Source organism: Arthrobacter sp. NPDC056493 (assembly GCF_042795115.1).
In the GTDB taxonomy this organism is placed as follows: domain Bacteria; phylum Actinomycetota; class Actinomycetes; order Actinomycetales; family Micrococcaceae; genus Arthrobacter.
This window is the reverse complement of record NZ_JBHTSL010000012.1, coordinates 24,197-41,238: the sequence shown is the minus strand read 5'-3', so window position 1 is coordinate 41,238 and position 17,042 is coordinate 24,197. Positions and strand designations below refer to the sequence as shown.

General features: G+C 58.9%; 12 protein-coding genes. 5 read left to right on the top strand and 7 right to left on the bottom strand.

The features are described 5' to 3' along the window. Window positions 1-60: 60 nt before the first annotated feature. Both ACFQ50_RS07580 and ACFQ50_RS07575 read right to left on the bottom strand, forming a co-directional pair. Window positions 61-1,044: a sce7725 family protein gene (locus ACFQ50_RS07580; protein ID WP_377994910.1), complete on the bottom strand. Its 984-nt coding sequence runs from the start codon at window positions 1,042-1,044 to the stop codon at window positions 61-63. After that, entirely contained in the window at window positions 1,023-1,865 is an 843-nt protein-coding gene (locus ACFQ50_RS07575) for a sce7726 family protein (RefSeq protein ID WP_377994909.1), read from the bottom strand. Before ACFQ50_RS07575 ends, ACFQ50_RS07580 begins: the two co-directional genes overlap by 22 nt. A 137-nt stretch (window positions 1,866-2,002) precedes the next feature. On the opposite strand from ACFQ50_RS07575, the gene ACFQ50_RS07570 reads away from it, so the two are divergent. Beyond that, complete coding sequence (locus tag ACFQ50_RS07570; RefSeq protein ID WP_377994908.1) at window positions 2,003-5,158, top strand: DUF3427 domain-containing protein; 3,156 nt, start codon at window positions 2,003-2,005, stop codon at window positions 5,156-5,158. A gap of 33 nt (window positions 5,159-5,191) precedes the next feature. Here the strand turns inward: ACFQ50_RS07570 and ACFQ50_RS07565 are convergent, their stop codons facing one another. From ACFQ50_RS07565 to ACFQ50_RS07545, 5 genes are all read right to left on the bottom strand, one after another. After that, the gene (locus ACFQ50_RS07565) at window positions 5,192-6,073 is read right to left on the bottom strand and encodes a hypothetical protein (RefSeq protein WP_377994907.1); all 882 of its coding nucleotides are present in this window, start codon (window positions 6,071-6,073) and stop codon (window positions 5,192-5,194) included. A gap of 181 nt (window positions 6,074-6,254) precedes the next feature. Next, the gene (locus ACFQ50_RS07560) at window positions 6,255-9,332 is read right to left on the bottom strand and encodes a type I restriction endonuclease subunit R (protein WP_377994906.1); all 3,078 of its coding nucleotides are present in this window, start codon (window positions 9,330-9,332) and stop codon (window positions 6,255-6,257) included. 10 nt (window positions 9,333-9,342) lie between these two features. After that, the gene (locus ACFQ50_RS07555) at window positions 9,343-10,278 is read right to left on the bottom strand and encodes a restriction endonuclease (RefSeq protein ID WP_377994905.1); all 936 of its coding nucleotides are present in this window, start codon (window positions 10,276-10,278) and stop codon (window positions 9,343-9,345) included. 2 nt (window positions 10,279-10,280) lie between these two features. Then, a complete protein-coding gene (locus ACFQ50_RS07550) occupies window positions 10,281-11,600 on the bottom strand; it encodes a restriction endonuclease subunit S (RefSeq protein ID WP_377994904.1) in 1,320 nt (439 codons plus the stop codon). Continuing rightward, window positions 11,597-13,567 carry an N-6 DNA methylase gene (locus ACFQ50_RS07545; RefSeq protein WP_377994903.1) on the bottom strand — a complete coding sequence of 657 codons (1,971 nt, stop codon included), beginning with the start codon at window positions 13,565-13,567 and terminating at the stop codon, window positions 11,597-11,599. The genes ACFQ50_RS07550 and ACFQ50_RS07545 overlap by 4 nt, the downstream gene beginning before the upstream one ends. 390 nt (window positions 13,568-13,957) lie before the next feature. On the opposite strand from ACFQ50_RS07545, the gene ACFQ50_RS07540 reads away from it, so the two are divergent. The 4 genes from ACFQ50_RS07540 to ACFQ50_RS07525 all read left to right on the top strand — a co-directional run bounded on the left by ACFQ50_RS07540 (window position 13,958) and on the right by ACFQ50_RS07525 (window position 17,036). Continuing rightward, window positions 13,958-15,277, top strand: coding sequence for an AAA family ATPase (locus tag ACFQ50_RS07540; RefSeq protein WP_377994902.1), 1,320 nt, complete (start codon window positions 13,958-13,960; stop codon window positions 15,275-15,277). Then, complete coding sequence (locus ACFQ50_RS07535) at window positions 15,274-16,251, top strand: hypothetical protein (RefSeq protein WP_377994901.1); 978 nt, start codon at window positions 15,274-15,276, stop codon at window positions 16,249-16,251. The genes ACFQ50_RS07540 and ACFQ50_RS07535 overlap by 4 nt, the downstream gene beginning before the upstream one ends. A 358-nt stretch (window positions 16,252-16,609) precedes the next feature. Next, window positions 16,610-16,801 (top strand): hypothetical protein, encoded by a 192-nt coding sequence (locus tag ACFQ50_RS07530; protein ID WP_377994978.1) that lies wholly within the window; start codon window positions 16,610-16,612, stop codon window positions 16,799-16,801. Continuing rightward, window positions 16,755-17,036: a hypothetical protein gene (locus ACFQ50_RS07525; RefSeq protein WP_377994976.1), complete on the top strand. Its 282-nt coding sequence runs from the start codon at window positions 16,755-16,757 to the stop codon at window positions 17,034-17,036. Before ACFQ50_RS07530 ends, ACFQ50_RS07525 begins: the two co-directional genes overlap by 47 nt. Window positions 17,037-17,042: the final 6 nt, after the last annotated feature.

Sequence of the window (17,042 nt, the reverse complement as noted above, 5' to 3'; positions counted from 1 at the left end):
TTGGGTCTATCGTCACAAGCTCGACCGGACTGGCTTCAGAGAAACAATGCTTGCACCCGTTCATCGAACCTCGAGAGCACTAGCCATGACGTAGAGGTGGTTCTGTATCGACAGTTTTTTTAGCATGCCGAGCCCAGGGAAGTTTCCGCTGAAGTGATATTTGCGGAAAGCATCAATCGAAGGATTCTGGATTCTTCGAACATCGGTGAATTCAAGAAGCTTCCTTACGGCCTCGCTGAATTTACCGGCCGTGTCAGAAGTGCCGTTATTAGAATCTGAACAGAAATGTCTGATATAAACGGCATTGTCGCTTCCGTCAAGATAAGTCAGGTGAATCGCGACCGTCCTGGGAAGTGATCCTCCCTCCGCATAATAGGTGCCAACCGTTTGATAGTCACCGAAACCGACATACCCGTCGTCTTTAAAAAAGAGATGATCTTCCGAGAAGACGGACTCACGTACATCGACGTAGTCTTGATTACGGGGCTTTCTGGGAAATCTGTCCCTCAGCAGAACAGACTGTGGATTCGGGAAAACTTTACGATATCGACGCACAGACTCCTTACCATCTAAGAAATGAAGCCCTATGTCCAAGTTGGATTGGATTTCCATCATGGACTCAAGCGGTAGGACGGCATCGGTGTAGATGAGGTCTACGGGTCTATGAATGTTCCACCGTCGGAGTGCCAAGACCGCCTCTGAGACTTGCCGTTCGGAGCTAAGCACGAGTCCCAGACGAAGGGACCGGTCCGCATCTAAAAGGGGCCGTAAGTCTCTGATAACGGCGTCGGGATTGGAATCTAGTTTTGCGAGTTCACCGACCTGCGGATTAACGATGACAGTCGATGGAACGGCTGCCGATGCGAGCGCTTGCAGTCCTCGGGCAAACCCCCCATTTCCTCTGATGTCCTTCACCGGTTCGATGACGGGATGGAAGTTTCCAAGCCGGCCAAGCTCGTGCGCCATTTCCTTGATCGCCAAGAGCTCGAACTGCTTCCCGCGAAGAAAAGGAAAATACATACTTACTGTCCCCCATCTAGCCATTTCAGTATCCGTTCCATCTGGGCGGCGCTCGGATTAACCTTCAACACGGCCGCCCTTATGGGTATCAGACGCTGGTCCCCTATAAGATCAGCTGCGGCAACACCTCGTTTGCGGAGCTGCCCCTCCATGAGGACAGAGTACACTTTTGCCGGGATTTCTCTGGTCGCCTCGGCATAGGTGCGAAATCGTTGTGTATTTGGTACATCGATTGGACGCCCAGTCACCCGATGGACTATGTCGGTGTATTCATCCTTCCTCAAGCATTGCATCATTGTCATTACGTCCAAATGTGAGGAGCTTTCCACCGCCGCAACTCTGGTTGACAGAGTTTTCCGCGGGGTCCAGACGACTAATCCCACGTTTGTCCCCTCGATGAGATCGGCGTACTTATCAGCCAAGGAGTGATGGGTGACGATGCTTATCAGGCGGAATGCTCGCCGGTAGTCCGCCAGCTGCTTCGCAAGTTTGATGGAGTTGTCGAGTTCCGTTTTGATCTCAAATACATGACCGGATCCGTTGATAAGAACGACGTCAGCAACGGAAGATTCGACGCGAAATTCTTGCAGAATTGTTGCGGTTGAGATTTTATGGACACCAAATAGAAGCTTTGAGACCAGGCGGTTTTTGTAAACCTGTTCCGTGCGATACGTGCTCTCTAGACGCTGGGCGAGTCTGCGTAGCCCGACCGACAGTCCTTCTCCCGGCAGCATCAGACTGTTCGAGATGAGCAGTTCGGCCCCCCTCGAGGCAACGTCGTTGGGTGCGCCGACGGCAACCGAGCGGACGGTTGAAGGGGAAAGTAGGGCCGAGAGTTCTCGCATTTGGTTTTGGTCCGGAGGGAGGCGTAAGCATTGTCTAGCCCCGATGGTACCTGAGGCGACGACTGACCAATTACGCCGTGGGCCACGCCCGTTCTCTGTCATTGGTCATTACCGCCCGCAGGAAATACCCTGGCGCAGTGACTACATCTAATGGGGGATTGGCAGCGGAGCAGCTGCCCGAGGGCTTGTACGAACTGCTTAGCACGGATGTCCTCGGTGATCACCTGAGGCAAGGGCAAGGACTCCAGCCAGTCTTCGCAGACGTAAACGACGAAGACTCCCCGGACATCCTCTCCCGCCACGTCGCAAACGCCGTTCGGCGAGCTCTCGCCGCAGCCAAACCCGCCGAACGTGTCGCCCTCGCGAACAAGCTCCTCCAGGAACTGAACACCGCAGACCGCATCGCCCCCGGTCCCACCCAGCTCCAGTCGCTCCACCGCTCGGACAAGCTCAAGCGCCGCAATCTCCGCCGCCCCACCACAAAGCTGAGTGATTCGGCCCTGCTCACCAACAGCAAGGACGATCCAAACCTCGCAGCCGAGCTTCGGGCCGAGATTGAATCTGCCAACACCGTCGACTTGCTCTGTGCTTTCGTCCGCTGGACCGGACTCCGCCTTCTCCAGCCGGCGCTTGAAGAACTCAAGGAGCGGGGAGCCCGGCTGAGAGTCCTTACTACCACGTACATGGGCGCCACCGAACGCCGGGCCATCGACGAGCTCGTCAACAGATACGGCGCCGAAGTGAAGATCAATTACGAAACCCAGGCCACCCGCTTGCACGCCAAGGCCTGGCTATTTCGCCGGAACTCCGGCTTCGACACCGCTTACGTCGGCAGTTCCAACCTGAGCCAGGCTGCGCTTCTTGACGGCCTCGAATGGAACGTCCGGCTCAGCTCAGTCGGCACACCCACGCTGCTGCAGAAGTTCGAGGTCACCTTCGACAGCTATTGGGAGCAGCGCGCCTTTCAAAGCTACGATCCGGAACGCGACGGCGAAAAGCTGGACGCCGCACTGGAACGCAACGGCGGACGGCGCACGGCAGTCCCGGGCACGGCCACTGGTCTCGAAGTTCAGCCGTTTATCCACCAGGAAGAGATGCTCGAGGAGCTGGAGGCCGAGCGTCTCAAAGGCTTCAACCACAACCTACTGGTAGCTGCCACCGGCACCGGCAAGACTGTGATCGCGGCCCTAGACTACAAGCGCCTGTGCGAGGCGGCGGGCCGTGATCTGAAGATGCTCTTCGTCGCTCACCGCCAGGAAATCCTCAACCATGCTATGCGCACGTACCGCGACGTCATGCAGGACGGTGCCTTCGGCGAACTTTACGTTGGGGAGCATAAACCCAGGCAGTGGAAGCACATCTTCGCCTCCGTCCAGTCGCTGTCCTCGCTCGGCATCGAACAGCTGGAGCCCGACTTCTTCGACGTCGTGGTTATTGATGAGTTCCACCACGCCATGGCACCCACCTACCGTCGTCTGCTGGACCACCTGCAGCCGCAGCAGCTTCTCGGCCTGACTGCGACTCCGGAACGGGGCGATGGAGTCGACGTCGCCAAGCAGTTCTTCGACGGCCGCACTGCCAGCGAGCTGAGGCTGTGGGACGCCTTGGACGCAGACCTGCTGGTGCCGTTCCACTACTTCGGCGTTTCGGACGACGTCGATCTGAGCCAGCTGGAATGGAAGCGCGGCAACTACGACACCACGCAGCTGAACAACCTCTACACCGGCAACGACGCCCGCGCCGCCAAGGTGATCCGCGAACTCCGCGACAAAGTCACCAGCACCGACCAGATGCGCGCCATCGGCTTCTGCGTCTCGGTCCAGCACGCCCACTACATGGCCGAAGTGTTCAACCGCGCCGGTATCGCCTCCGTTGCCGTCGACGGCAGCACAGACGACGCCGACCGCGCAGCGGCGCTTGAGCGCCTCCGCCAGCGGGAGATCAACTGCATCTTCGCCGTCGACCTTTTCAACGAAGGGCTGGACCTGCCGCAGGTGGACACCATCCTGCTGCTCCGGCCCACGCAGAGCGCCACGATCTTCCTCCAGCAGCTGGGACGCGGGCTGCGCCGTGCCCAGGGCAAGGCCGTGCTGACGATCATGGATTTCATCGGCCAGCAGCGCCGAGAGTTCCGCTTCGATCTGCGCTACCGGGCGCTGACCGGCTACGGGCGCAAGGAGCTGGAGAAGGCCGTCGAGAAGGAGTTCCCGTACCTGCCCTCGGGCTCGCAGATCGTGCTGGACCGCGTGGCGCAGAAGGTGGTGCTGGACAACATCAAGGCACAGCTGCGGTTCAACCGGGCACAGCTGGTCCGGGACATCGCTTCGTATGCGGAGACCGAGCTGGAGGCCTATCTGGAGCAGTCCGGTAACGACGTGAAGTCGATCTACCGTTCGACCAGGGATTCCTGGACCGGCTACCTCCGCCAAGCGGGGCTGATCAATGGGTTCTCACCGCTGGAGGGAGTCCTCAGCGGGAGGATCCAGGAGCTCGCGGATACTGATGAGAAGAAGCTCCTGAGCCGCATGGCTGCGCTTATCCACGTGGACGACCCGGAACGCGCTGAGGCGTACTCGATGCTGGTCAGCCCCGAGGCGCCCCGCTACGCGGAGCTTGGAATGCGTGAGCAAACATTCGCCCGGATGCTGTTCTACACACTGTGGGACGACGGCGGCGGTTTTCAGACGTACGACGCCGGGCTGGAGTACCTGCGCGGCTACCAGTTTGTCTGCAGCGAGATCCGCCAGATTGTGAAGCTGGGAGTTGCTGCCTCCAAGCATGCTGCCAAGGGTCTCGGCGCCGGTCTGCAACTTGTTCCGCTGCTTTCGCATGCGACGTACCGCCGTGAAGAGGTCCTGGCGGCCCTGCAATATGGATCGCTGGAGCTGGGTAAGAACGTGCAGCACCGCGAGGGCGTTGCTTGGTGTCCGGCTACGTCTACCGACGCCTTCTTTGTCACTCTCAACAAGGATGACAAGAAGCACTCGGTGACGACTATGTACAAGGACTATGCCATCAGCCCGGGGCTGTTCCATTGGGAATCGCAGAACGCGACGTCACCCGGAAGCCCAACTGGTCGACGGTACCTGGACCGGGCCTCGTACGGCTCGAAGATCCTGATCTTCACCCGAAATACTTCAGAGGACGAGACCGGCCTGACTGTTCCGTACACGAGCCTTGGCCAGGTGGACTATGTGCAGCACGAGGGGGAGATGCCGATCGCGATCACCTGGAAGCTGCACCGTCCCATGCCGGCGGACGTGTTTGCAACGGCTGCTGCGGTGGCGCAGTAATGATTACAGAGTTCAGCAGATTTAGTGCAAATGTCATTCGGGTCCGATGTTTTTCAACACTCTCTCGTCTACCACGCCAGTAATCCGCTTTTGCAGGTGCCGAATATGGTATCGACTCTTGGTCGCCGCCGCGTTGACTGTAATTCCCTTGCCGCTACTAATACGATCGTTTTCTATGGCCAGATGCGCACTAACTTCAACCCACTGGTTGGGCTCGAAAAATTCTTCATGGATTCCGTCGTAACCAATGTCTTGGCCATCCGGCATGGTTCCCACTGCTATGGATCGTGTCGCAGCTAGGACGTCGGCAAGCCTGTTGTCCTCAGTAACGAACACTGCCGGCGGCCGAATCTGAAGAATCGGATTGTTGCCCTTTCCAAAGTCTATAAGTCTGGAGTAATGCAGATCCCATGCGGCTCCCCAGATATTTGAGACAGTTGCAGAACCGGAACGGAGTTTGTTCAATTTGAGAACTGTGAGGCAGTTCTGCTGGTGCGCACCTGTACCAACAAAAATTCCGCACCCCAAAAGAAACTCACGGCTCGGCATAAAACGCAGTTCATGCTTTTGGAAGAAAGCCAATTCGCGAAACCCCTCTAGACCTCGAAGTCCCTCTAGCCACAAGCTTGTGGCCTTCAGGAGTAAGCAGTAACTCGCTGTTAGGAACTGCTCGGCGTGCTGATTGGGGTTGATCCGGTCTTCGTTGTGAGGCGATATTTGAATCATCGTGGGATCTTTGGATCCGTCAAAAATCTGCTGAAGGCCGGAGGCTCCGAGGCGAATAAAAGTCTGAGCGACATCCATCCGGTAGTTTTGCCTGTCCAAATCGTTGGGATCACCTGTGGGTCGGGCTTCCGGCTCGCTTGCTGCGTAACCGATGAGGACAGCACTTTCAGGCTGGATTCTAGCGGCCAAGTCGAGGAGTCTGGCCTGGATCTCCGGTGAGCCAGTGAATAGTTGGCCCTTATGTAGACCCTCAAACCTAGTTGCGATGTTCCAGTCGAGGATGAAAGTGGTCGGATTAGTGCATTCCGGAGGGTAGAAATTGTATGTCTGTTTCATCAGTCGAGGTACCACTCGACAATCGCATTCACGCTCACGCCTGCATCTCCTCGTAAACTAGCTCGCTTAACATCTTGAGCAGCGCCTTCATCTTCGTCTTGTCGCCGAGAGCCTGAAGGCTCAGGTTGTAATGGCTGTCCATGGAGTTGGATACCGCATCCGTTACGGCGGACTCCAAGTCTGGGCTGCTGCCGAAGTGGCTCCGAGAGTTGTTCTGCGCCTGCTTCTGCAGCGTCTCGTTCTTCACCAGCTCTCGCCGTACACCTTCGACGAAGTGCGCCACGGCATCGAGCTCCTCCCCCTCGAACGGCAGGTTGGCTTGCTGGATGATCTCTTCCCACGTCGCCAGCACAGGATCCTTGGCCTGCCCCGTACCTACCTCGGTCGGCGGCTTCAGCAGGGCGTCCTCACCCGAGAGCTGCAGCTGGGCCTGTCCCTTGTCCTTGAGCGCGTACTTCGCGAGCACCACGCCGGATAGGTCCAGCGCCACCCTGGCGTCGTTCACACGCAGAACCGACAGGAGGTGCTTGTAGTAGATCGACCGCTTCTCCAGATCCGTGTCCGCGAAGTCCACAATCTGCGAGAGGAAGTCGTAGGCGCGGACAAACGATCCGAGGTCCTTCCGGAACAGGTCAAGTTCGTCCTGGGCGGCTTTGTCGCCTTCGGCTACGGCGGCGTTGTACCGGGTGTTGAAGCGGGACTTGGCCGGGGTCACCCAGCCGGAGAGCGCGTTGTTGCCTGCCTCCAGGACGTAGGACTTGACGAGCCCGTCTACCTCGGACTCGAGGTAGATCTGTGCGGCGTCGAGCTTGGCTTGGAGATCGTGCACCACGTTCGGATCGGAGACGCCTTCCAGAGCGGCCTCGCGGAAGTACGGCTGGAAGGACGCCAAGATCTCGTCCGGATCGTTGACGAAGTCCAGCACAAAGGTCTGGTCCTTGCCCACAGCAGTGCGGTTGAGCCGCGACAGGGTCTGCACGGCCGAGACTCCGGAGAGCTTTTTGTCCACGTACATCGCGACGAGCAGCGGCTGGTCGAAACCGGTCTGGAACTTGTTGGCCACCAGCATGATCTTGTACTCGTCGGTCGTGAACGCTTCGGGCAGCGTGCGGCCCTTGAGCCCGGGATTCATGTTGAGCTCGGTGAACGCCTCGGGGCCGGATTCGTCGTCGTTCACTTCGCCGGAAAAGGCTACCATGGTGCCCAGCCCGGAATAGCCGGCGTCGTGGATGTACTTGTCGATCGCGAGCTTGTACCGGACGGCTTCCTTGCGGGAGCCGGTGACCACCATGGCCTTGGCCTTGCCGTCGAGGCGCCAGGCGACGTTGGCGCGGAAGTGCTCCACGAGTACCTGGACCTTCTGGCTGATGTTGTACGGGTGCAGCTTCACCCAGTTCATTAGGGACTTGAGCGCCTCGGACTTTTCCACTTGGGCGTCGTCCGAGTCGTAGTCCCGGCCCTCGTGGGTGAGCCGGTACGCCACCTTGTAGCTAGTGTAGTTCTGCAGCACGTCCAGGATGAAGCGCTCCTCGATGGCCTGCTGCATGGAGTACAGGTGGAACGGCTGCGGCAGCCCGTCCGGGCCCTTCCGGCCGAACAGCTCCAGCGTCTTGGCCTTGGGCGTGGCGGTGAAGGCGAAGTAGCTGATGTTCTTGGCATCGGCACGCTCGGCCATTTCAGCCGCCAGGTAGCTTTCGACGTCGAACTCGCCGCCATCGTTGACGTCCGCCAGTTCCTCCGCGGACAGCACCTTCTTCAGCTTGTTCGCGGTGGACCCGGTCTGAGAGGAGTGCGCCTCGTCCGCGATTATCGCGAAGTTCCGGCCCTTCAGCGCCTGGGAATCAGCGATGGCCTTCAGCGCGAACGGGAAGGTCTGGATGGTGACAATGACGATCGGCGTCCGCGCCACCAGCGCCGCGGTGAGTTCGGCGGACTTGGAACCGCCGTTGCCGCGGATGGGAACGACGACGCCGGACTTGTGCTCAATCTGGTAGATCGCGTCCTGCAGTTGGGCATCCAACACGGTCCGGTCGGTGACGACGATGACTGAGTCGAAGATCTTCTCGTTGTCTGGGCCGTGCAGGGAGCTGAGCTGGTGCGCGGTCCACGCGATCGAGTTGGTCTTGCCGGAGCCGGCGGAGTGCTGGACCAGGTAGCGGTGGCCCGTACCCTCGGCACGGGCGGTCTCGATGAGCTGGTTGACTACGTCCCACTGGTGGTAGCGGGGGAACAGCAGGGACTTGCGGACTTCCCGCTCGCCGGTCACGGGGTCGGTTTTGTCGCTGATATGCAGGTGCAGGAACTTGCCGATGATGTTCAGCCAGGAATCGCGCTGCAGAACCTGTTCCCACAGGTAGCTGGTGGCAGATCCCTTGGGGTTGACCGGGTTGCCGGCGTGGCCGTCATTCCCGAGGTTGAAGGGCAGGAAGTAGGTGTCCTTGCCCTTAAGTTGGGTGGTCATCTGGATTTCGTCGTTGCTGACGGCGAAGTGCACCAGGGCGCGGCGGCCGAAGGACAGGAGCGGCTCATCCTTGTTCTTGCCATTGCGGGGCAGCCGGTCCTGGCGGTACTGCTCGACGGCGTCATTGATGTTCTGCGTGAAGTCAGTCTTGAGCTCAATGGTCGCGACCGGCAGACCGTTGACGAACAGCACCAAGTCGATGCTCTTCATAGTGTCCACCGCGGAGTAGTGCACCTGCCGGATCACTCGCAGGCGGACCTTGCCGTAACGCTCCAGCGTCTCCGGGTTCAGGCCCATGGCCGGCCTGAACTGGCACATGTCGAACTTCGCGGCGACATCCTTGAACCCCGTGCGCAGCACAGAGAGCATGCCGGCTTCCTTGGCGGCCGGCTTGTCCAGGACCTTGCACAGCCGGTCCAACAGCAGCCGCTTTGCGATGTCGCGCTCGGCGGGGGAGTCCGTCGGCTTCAGGACCTTCGCCAGCTCTTGCGGCTGCGTGTCCGCCAGCCACGCGAAGACGTCCTCCGGCACAAGCGCGCGGGTAGCGTCGTAGAGCTCGCCGGCTTTGCGGTTAGGTTCATAGATCCAGCCCTCGGCCGCAAGGGCCTGGCAGATCTCGTCCTCGAAAGTCACTTCGTTGTGCTGCGCCACTGTGTTCCCCTTAGAAACTATCGAAAAAGTCCTGATCCAGCTTCTTCACGACGACGGTCCGGTCTACCTGAACGCCCACGCCGTACTCGAACATGAGCGACGCCAACCGCTGCCCGTCGATGAGAATCAGCGTGTAGTGCGCAGTGTCGGTGGCGACAGCACGCGCCCCGGTGGTGAACGTCGAGGTAGTGATGAAGATGCCCTTGGTCGCGCGGAACTGACCCAGGGCGCCGCTGAAGGCCTGAACCTCGGGTGCTCCGACATTGTTTCCCTCGGAATAGCGCTTGGCCTGCAGGTACACCCTGTCGAAACCGAGCGCGTCCTGCCAGACAATTCCGTCGATGCCCTTGTCGCCTGATCGCTGCGTGGGCTTGAGGTTGTCTTCACGGTCTGTTCCGTATCCAAGCGCCCTCACGACAAACGGAATGAGGCGTTCGAAGGCGTCGGGGGAGAGCTCGAGGAGATTGCGGTAAATCTCGTCGATGACCACACGGTTGAGCTGGTCCGCGGACTGCTCGAGGGCCTCGGAAGGATCGGCGTCGACCGCTACTTTGGAGACCACGGTAACCGGTTCTTCGCCGGGCAAAGCCGTCTTCTTGGGAGTCTTCGACGTGTTCTGGTACGCGCGGTAGGACTCGTATTCCAGCAGCGTCTGGTAAGTGATTTCCGCAGTCGAGGACACCCGGCGGAGGCCCTCGTCACTAATCTTGTACTGCCCGCGTGCCTCGCGCACCAGCAAGCCGGCCTTCATGGAATCGAAAACCGCCCAATTGATCCGGTTGGACCAGCGTGCCTCACCGGAAGACATGACCTCTGCCATGTCCTCTTCGCTCAGGCGGGTGCGCTCAGCCACAGCGGTCCTGATTTCAGCGTTCCGACGGACTTGGCCATCCGACATGATCCGCAGGACAGGGTCAATGAATCCATGCCACTGAGGCAGAGTCATGGCTATGCTGCTCCTTCTCTAACATCAATTTTGCCGGTCACCGCAGCAGAGATGAGGGCAGACCGCCGTTCGCGCAGCAAGTCGATAGACCGGACAGCCTTGCGGGTGGTTTTGTCGAGCACGTCGGTCGTTTCGCTAAGCCACTGCAGTATTGATTCCTGTTCAGTTATCGGAGGACGAACGAGTCGCAGCCGAGCGATGAGACCAGCGTTCAGGTTGTCCATAGTTGCCCCGATTGACTGCAGGGAAAGACGGTCGCGCGTGTGCTGCCCGCCGAATACCAGGGAAAAGTATTCGGGCAGGTATGCATTTGTCTGCAGACGTACGAGCAACGACCCTGTCCCGCAGAGGAACCCTTCGTCTTGTTCTGTTGATACTGCATTTCGGCCGAGCTCGCCCCTGCGGGCAACCACCACGTCCCCTGTCCGGAGGGCGTGGCGTCGAAGTTCCTGTGCTTTGTCATCGGAAACTGCCACTTCAAGGTTGGGCGCAATACGACCCTCAACAAGGTGCGAGGGGTTGATGAGGGGCGTTCCGCCAGCTACGTAGTCCTCGGCGTGTATTTGGCTCCCGAAGGGACCGGTCTGGATCAGGACGGCACACGACCCCACCGGGGATACCTGCCAATGGGCTGGGATCTGGCCGAGCCAAGGGATGCCGGCGGGTTTGGTGGGGGCGATGGGGTCCAGGCCCCTGGTGACGGCTTGGGTGATTACGGCTTGGCGCTTCTCGGCGAGCATCTCGATGAGCCGCTCCTGTTTACCGATCAGCTCGTCGATCTGTGCGGTTTCACGGTCGAGAAGATTAACAATTGCTCGCTGTTCCTGCAGCGACGGAACCAATACCGGCATGCGTGAGTGGTAGGTCGGGTCCAAATCCCACTGGTTGATCCGAATGCCCTTGGAGAGGCTCAGATAACCGGTGATGTAGCGTTCGGAGCGCAACAGGTAATGCAAGTACCTGTCATCCATTCCATGATGGCCCGCGTAGACAAAATACGCGGGGCTGACAATGCCCCGGTGGCGAGAGATGGCCACCGAACCCTGCCACGCCTTCATTTTGTTGATGACCATGTCGCCCGGCTTGACCAGCTGATACGAACTGAGATCTTCGGACGGCTTGTTGAAGTTGTCCCCCCTGCTGCTTTTCGGCACGACACCATGATCGCGATAAACCGAGAGGAGTTCTTCGTCAGGGAAGTTCGTGGACTTCCCGCGAGAGTACAAGGTCCAGAGTGGAACAACGCCCCAAGAAGCAGGAACCTCTCCGAGCCACTTCAACCCAGTCGCTTTGTACTCCGGATAGGCCCTGCCCTTCGTCACTTCTCAACCTCCGCGAGGAGGTCCGTGATCTCGGAGATGAGCTTGTTGAGGTCCGTGTCGATTTCCTCCAATGACCTGGGCGCGACGTACTTGTAGAAGTGCCTGGTGAAGGGGATTTCGTATCCGACCTTGGCCTTGGACTCATCAATCCAGGCGTCGGGGGCGTGGGGGACGACTTCGCGTTCGAAGTAGGCCGTGACGTCCTCGCCCAGTGGGACGTTTTCAGAGTCGCGGAGGTCCGTGTCTGCTTCAGGTGTCCCCTTGAGGCCCTTGCAGACGTCGGAGGTTTCGTCCCGCTCGGAGAGCCCAGCCAGCACGGACTTCAGGACCGGTGCGCTGAGCTTCAAACCGGCGCTGGCGAGAGCCGGCTTGAGGGCCTTGAGGAATGTTTCACGGTTTTTCCAGAGTTTCGTTTCGCTCTCGCCGAGCCGGGTGAGCGTCTTCTCGAGAAGCTGCCGGTCGTCGCCGGACAGCCTCTCCACCGGCTTCTGCGACAGCACGGCGTCGATGCGTTCCGGAGTGACGGCAAAGTTGAGTTTCAGTGGACGCTCGACAGTGATCGAGGAGTATCCGAAGTCGCGGTTGTTGAAGATCTTGGAGGTCTCGCCGTTGTCCTCGAAAGCACCGTACAGCCGGACGATGCTCGAGATGTCCTTCGGGCCGAGCTCCTTGCGCTTCGAACCAAGGCTTTTGCGCATCTTCTGGAAGAAGTCCACGCCGTTGATGAGTTGGATCTTGCCGGCGCGTTCCGGGTGTTTCTGTTTCTTGCTGTTGGAGAGGATCCAGATGTAGGTGGCGATGCCGGTGTTGTAGAACATGTCCGTGGGCAGCGCGATGATGGCCTCCACGAAGTCATTCTCGATCAGGTATTTGCGGATCTCGGACTCGCCGGAGCCGGCTCCGCCTGTGAATAGCGGGGAGCCGTTCAGGACGATGCCGATGCGGGAGCCGCCGTCGTGCGCCGGGCGCATTTTGCGGACCAGGTGGAGCAGGAACAGCAGGGAGCCGTCGCTGACGCGGGGGAGGCCGGGGCCGAAGCGGCCGTCGAAGCCGTGGAGCTCGTGCTCTTTTTGGATCTGGGGCTGGATCTTCTTCCATTCGACGCCGAAGGGCGGGTTGGAGAGCATGAAGTCGAACTGTTGGCCGATGTTCTGGTCGTTGGCGAGAGTGTCGCCAACGGAGATCTTGGAGATGTCCTGCCCCTTGATCAGCAAGTCGGATTTGCAGATGGCGTAGGACTCGTCGTTGATTTCTTGGCCGTACGCGACGAGGGAGGCGCTGGGGTTGAGGGCGTGGAGGTGTTCCTGGGCGACGGTGAGCATGCCGCCGGTTCCGGCGGTGGGGTCGTAGATGGAGCGGACGATGCCCTCTTTGGTGAGGACGTCGTCGTCGTAGTTCAGTAGGAGCTGGACCATGAGCTGGATGACTTCGCGCGGGGTGAAGTGCTCGCCGGCGGTTTCGTTGGAGGCTTCGGCGAAGCGGCGGATGAGTTCCTCGAACATGAGGCCCATCTCGATGTTGCTGATGGTCTCCGGGTGGAGATCGATCGTGGCGAAGTCTTTGGTGACGTGGTATAGCAGGTCTGCGCTGTCCAGCTTCTCGAGCGTCTTGTAGAACTCGAAGCGCTCGAAGATGTCCCGGGTGTTCTCGGAGAAGCCCTGGACGTAGTTGAGGATGTTGGCCTTGATGTTGGTTGGGTCATCGAGGAGCTTCGCAAAATTGAACTGGGAGGTGTTAAAAAAGCTGTGGCCCGAGGCCTTCTGTAAGAAGGTGTCCAGCGGGATGTTCAGGTCATTCTTCGCCTTCTGTTCTGCGAGGACGTCATCCTTGGTTTTTTCCAGGACGCAGTCGAGGCGGCGGAGGATGGTGAACGGGAGGATCACCGAGCCGTACTGCGCCGGTTTGTAGGTGCCCCGCAGAATGTTCGCGATGCTCCACACCAGGTTGGCGTTGTTGTTGCCGGCCACGGCTCCCACTTTCTTTGCTGCGGGCAGTGGGGCGCGCTGGCTTCCTCTTGACGTTCCGCTGGCGGCGTCCCCATTGCCGTGCAGCATTCATCGATCACGCACGTACTTGCTATGCATTGTATGGGCGAATCTCGAAGTTTGCCGATGTAGTCCAGATGAAGGTGACGTGTCCGCAGCGGCGGTCACCGACCGCAGTCCCGCCTGCAAGGCGGTAACGGCCATCAGTGAGCGACGCTTCGCATAAGCTAGCGCGTGCCAGCCGTTCGAAAAGCAATAACGGACACTAGGGTTGGTTGGGTGCCTTCGGCCCCATCCAATGGCTCAGAAAGGGCCAGCATTGGAGTCAATGACGTCGAAGCGTCGACCTGCTAACGATGGAAAACGATTTATATGCAAGCTACAGGCCAGCTGCGCGAAGTCAGGGTTACGGGATTGTTTGGTCAGCGTGATCTGCGGATTGTGCTAGGCGCCCACCATCCCACGGTGCTCACGGGCCCGAACGGTAGTGGCAAGTCAACCGTACTGCGCCTCATTCATGCTGCCGGTAAACTCGACACATTTCAACTACTTTCGTATCGGTTTCTGCGGCTACAGCTCGTCTTTGATTCAGGAGATGAGTTTGTCGTTGAAAAAAATGACCGGAAGAATCAGGCGGTAATCACTTGGCGGGGACGTTCACACAACCTCCGACTAAGTGAGAGCCTACAAAACTTACCCATTAGCATTAGGGAGGTTCTAGCAGATAGCGATTACGATCCAGAGCGTGCCCTTATGCGCCTAACGGAGCGGGGACCGAGAAGTGCGCGATCGTTTGCTGATTATCGGTTAGCCAAAACCGCCCTAGCAGACCTGGACTCCAACACGGTCAAGCCAGAGCTGCCGATCTGGTTGAACGAATTCTCCAAGTTTTTCCCCGTTGAGTTCATTAGTGATCGACGCCTCCAGGAGGCTTTGGACCTGCCTGATAGTGGTGTTATGGGGACGCGCGGCGCCTTGGACGAACGTGCGATCATGGCCGCGGCTCACCACATAGGGGTCATTCTTTCGCAAGCCCAAGCAAGGTATGGGCGAGGAACTGAGCGGCTCGACCTACGGTTATCGCGAAGGGTTGTTGACGCCATGAGATCGGGACATGGCCCGACCCAAAATGAGGTGCTCGATCTCGCGAGTGAAGTGAGAGAAAGAAGCCGAGGCTTGAGAACTGTCGGCCTATTGGAGACTCAGGAACAAGAAGATGACCTCTTCCTTACGGATGACAGTGACCCATCGGCTGTTCGACAGGTAGTGGCAGCTATACTGCGATCGACGCTGGAGCGTCTCGACCAATTGAGTGAAACCGAGGCGCAACTCAGCGCCTTCAAGGCGTTTCTTGATCGCAGATTGAGCGACAAAAGTGTTCACCTCGGTGGGCGCCGGGGTGTGATGTTTGAGACGGCCTACGGATACCAAATTCGGCCAGACCAGTTGAGTTCTGGTGAGCAGCATTTAGTTATCCTTGCGTTTGACCTAATTTTTGGGCGTCGTAGGAACTCTTTGGTCATCATTGACGAGCCAGAAATATCCCTGCATGTAGCGTGGCAGGATCATTTGTTGTCGGACTTCATAAGTTTGGGCAAGGGTAGACGACTCAAATTTCTGATGGCATCGCATGCTCCCTCTTTGATTGCTCAGATGCCCGAATGCGAGTTCCCGATGGATGATGCAGTGTGACGAACCTACAGTTCAACGGTAGTCAATTGGGGCAGAAAATTCGGATGGTTCTTCAGACGCTCCCGCCAGATCACGCCGTCATTGTTGCTGAGAGTCATGCCGACACCAGTGCGCTATCTGGGATTCTTGCTGATGCTGTCCACCTCCAAAAAGGGATGGGAAAAGCGAATTGCGTTGGTGCCTGGAACTATTTGACAGAAGATGAGAAGCGCCGCGCGCTTTTTCTGGTTGACTGCGATGGCGAAGATAACAGCCACCTCCTAGGGGACAAGGGGCTCATAGTGAGTGAGCACCGCGATCTGGAGTCGGACCTGTTTCTACGTCTTCGCGGCTTCGAGGAGCTGCTTGTTAGAAAACTCGCGGAGCAGGACGGTTCGTTGTCATCATTCCGGGCATCGGCACGAAACTGTCATGCGTTCGTCCTTGAATTAGCCACCATCGTTGGAATGATCCGTGATCTCGCAAACCGACGCACACTTCCCACGCGAATTCGCGATGAGCAGAATGGAAAGCGTCGCAAGTTTGGTGTTCGCGATTTGAAGAATCTGAATAGCTATTGTCGAACGCTGGAAGCTGCATCTTTCGACGTCGTTCTTGTCGAGTTCCAGATGTTGATGGGCTGGTCCGAAGAGCAAACTACTTGGATTCGACGAGATTCAAAAAATAACGCCTCAAAGAGTTGTCGGCGGCATGACTTGGCCGATTGCACTTACTGCAAGGGGCGACGGTTTGCCAACGGACACGAGCTGGTTGACCTGGGAGCACGCGTGCTGGCGCTCCGCCACCACCAACCGGAGCAGCACGACAACCCCAATTTTCAGGAATTTGAGAGCTTGCTACGGGCCACCGTCGCAGGCGGATCGTCGGCAGGCTGGCCCACCGTCGATAGAATGCGCCGCTTTGAGGATTGGAGTGGATTTTCAGTGCTTCGAGAATCAGCGGCGTTTCTCGGTCGCGAGGCACAAGCCTCTTGAGTGACTGGGGACGAACAGAGCCGGTCTTGAGGATCTCTGCAGGGTGCAAACGGCGTGTGGCGTCCGCCGTCGGGTGTCTCGCCCCTGAACAATCGGCGCGGTGACAATCTTGGCGGCGACGAGCGCCTAGGAGGGCCGCGGCAGCTACGAGGCTGAGGACATGAGGGAGTGGAAGTGGCATAGCCCTGCCGACAGGCAGACCCCGTGACCATTCCGGGGTCATTACGAGCGAAGGCAGGGTTGGGGGCTCTTCGCGGTTGGTGGTGAATCGGGTTCCGTGGCTTGAAAGCTGAAGGGCTCGTAGCCCTGCTGTCATGGATGTTCTCTACGCATTCATCAAAGTCAGGAGCTACGAGCCTTGATTGCGCCTACTGCCGAGCGCCCGGACGCTGCCACCGTCGTCTTCAATCTCCCCGACTACCGTGTCACCGAGACCGAACTCCTCACCTTCGGGCAGCGCCGGATCCGCGTCAACTGCCGAGGCCGGCTGCCCTGCGTGCGGGGTGGTCTATGGTCGGGTGCATTCCCGCCGGTCCCAGTGGATCCGTGACATTCCCGTCGCGGGGCCGGTCGAGGTGCGCTGGTGGAAGCGGCGGTTCTTCTGCGATGAGTACTTGTGTCCGCGGCGCACCTTCGCTGAGGAGACCGCCCAGGCCCCGCGCCGGGCCCGCTCCACCCCCGCCGGAACACCCAAAGAAGCACATCCTCGTCGGGCACGTACCAGTCACGGGCCGGAACCCGCTGGAAGCCCAGGGATTCGTAGAGACGATGGGCCCGTTCCATAAGCGTCG

Excerpts from the sequence above, each read along its gene's own strand:
- ACFQ50_RS07580 (WP_377994910.1), bottom strand. The coding sequence starts at position 1,044 with ATGGCTAGATGGGGGACAGTAAGTATGTATTTTCCTTTTCTTCGCGGG.
- ACFQ50_RS07575 (WP_377994909.1), bottom strand. The coding sequence starts at position 1,865 with ATGCGAGAACTCTCGGCCCTACTTTCCCCTTCAACCGTCCGCTCGGTT.
- ACFQ50_RS07555 (WP_377994905.1), bottom strand. The coding sequence starts at position 10,278 with ATGACTCTGCCTCAGTGGCATGGATTCATTGACCCTGTCCTGCGGATC.
- ACFQ50_RS07540 (WP_377994902.1), top strand. The coding sequence starts at position 13,958 with ATGCAAGCTACAGGCCAGCTGCGCGAAGTCAGGGTTACGGGATTGTTT.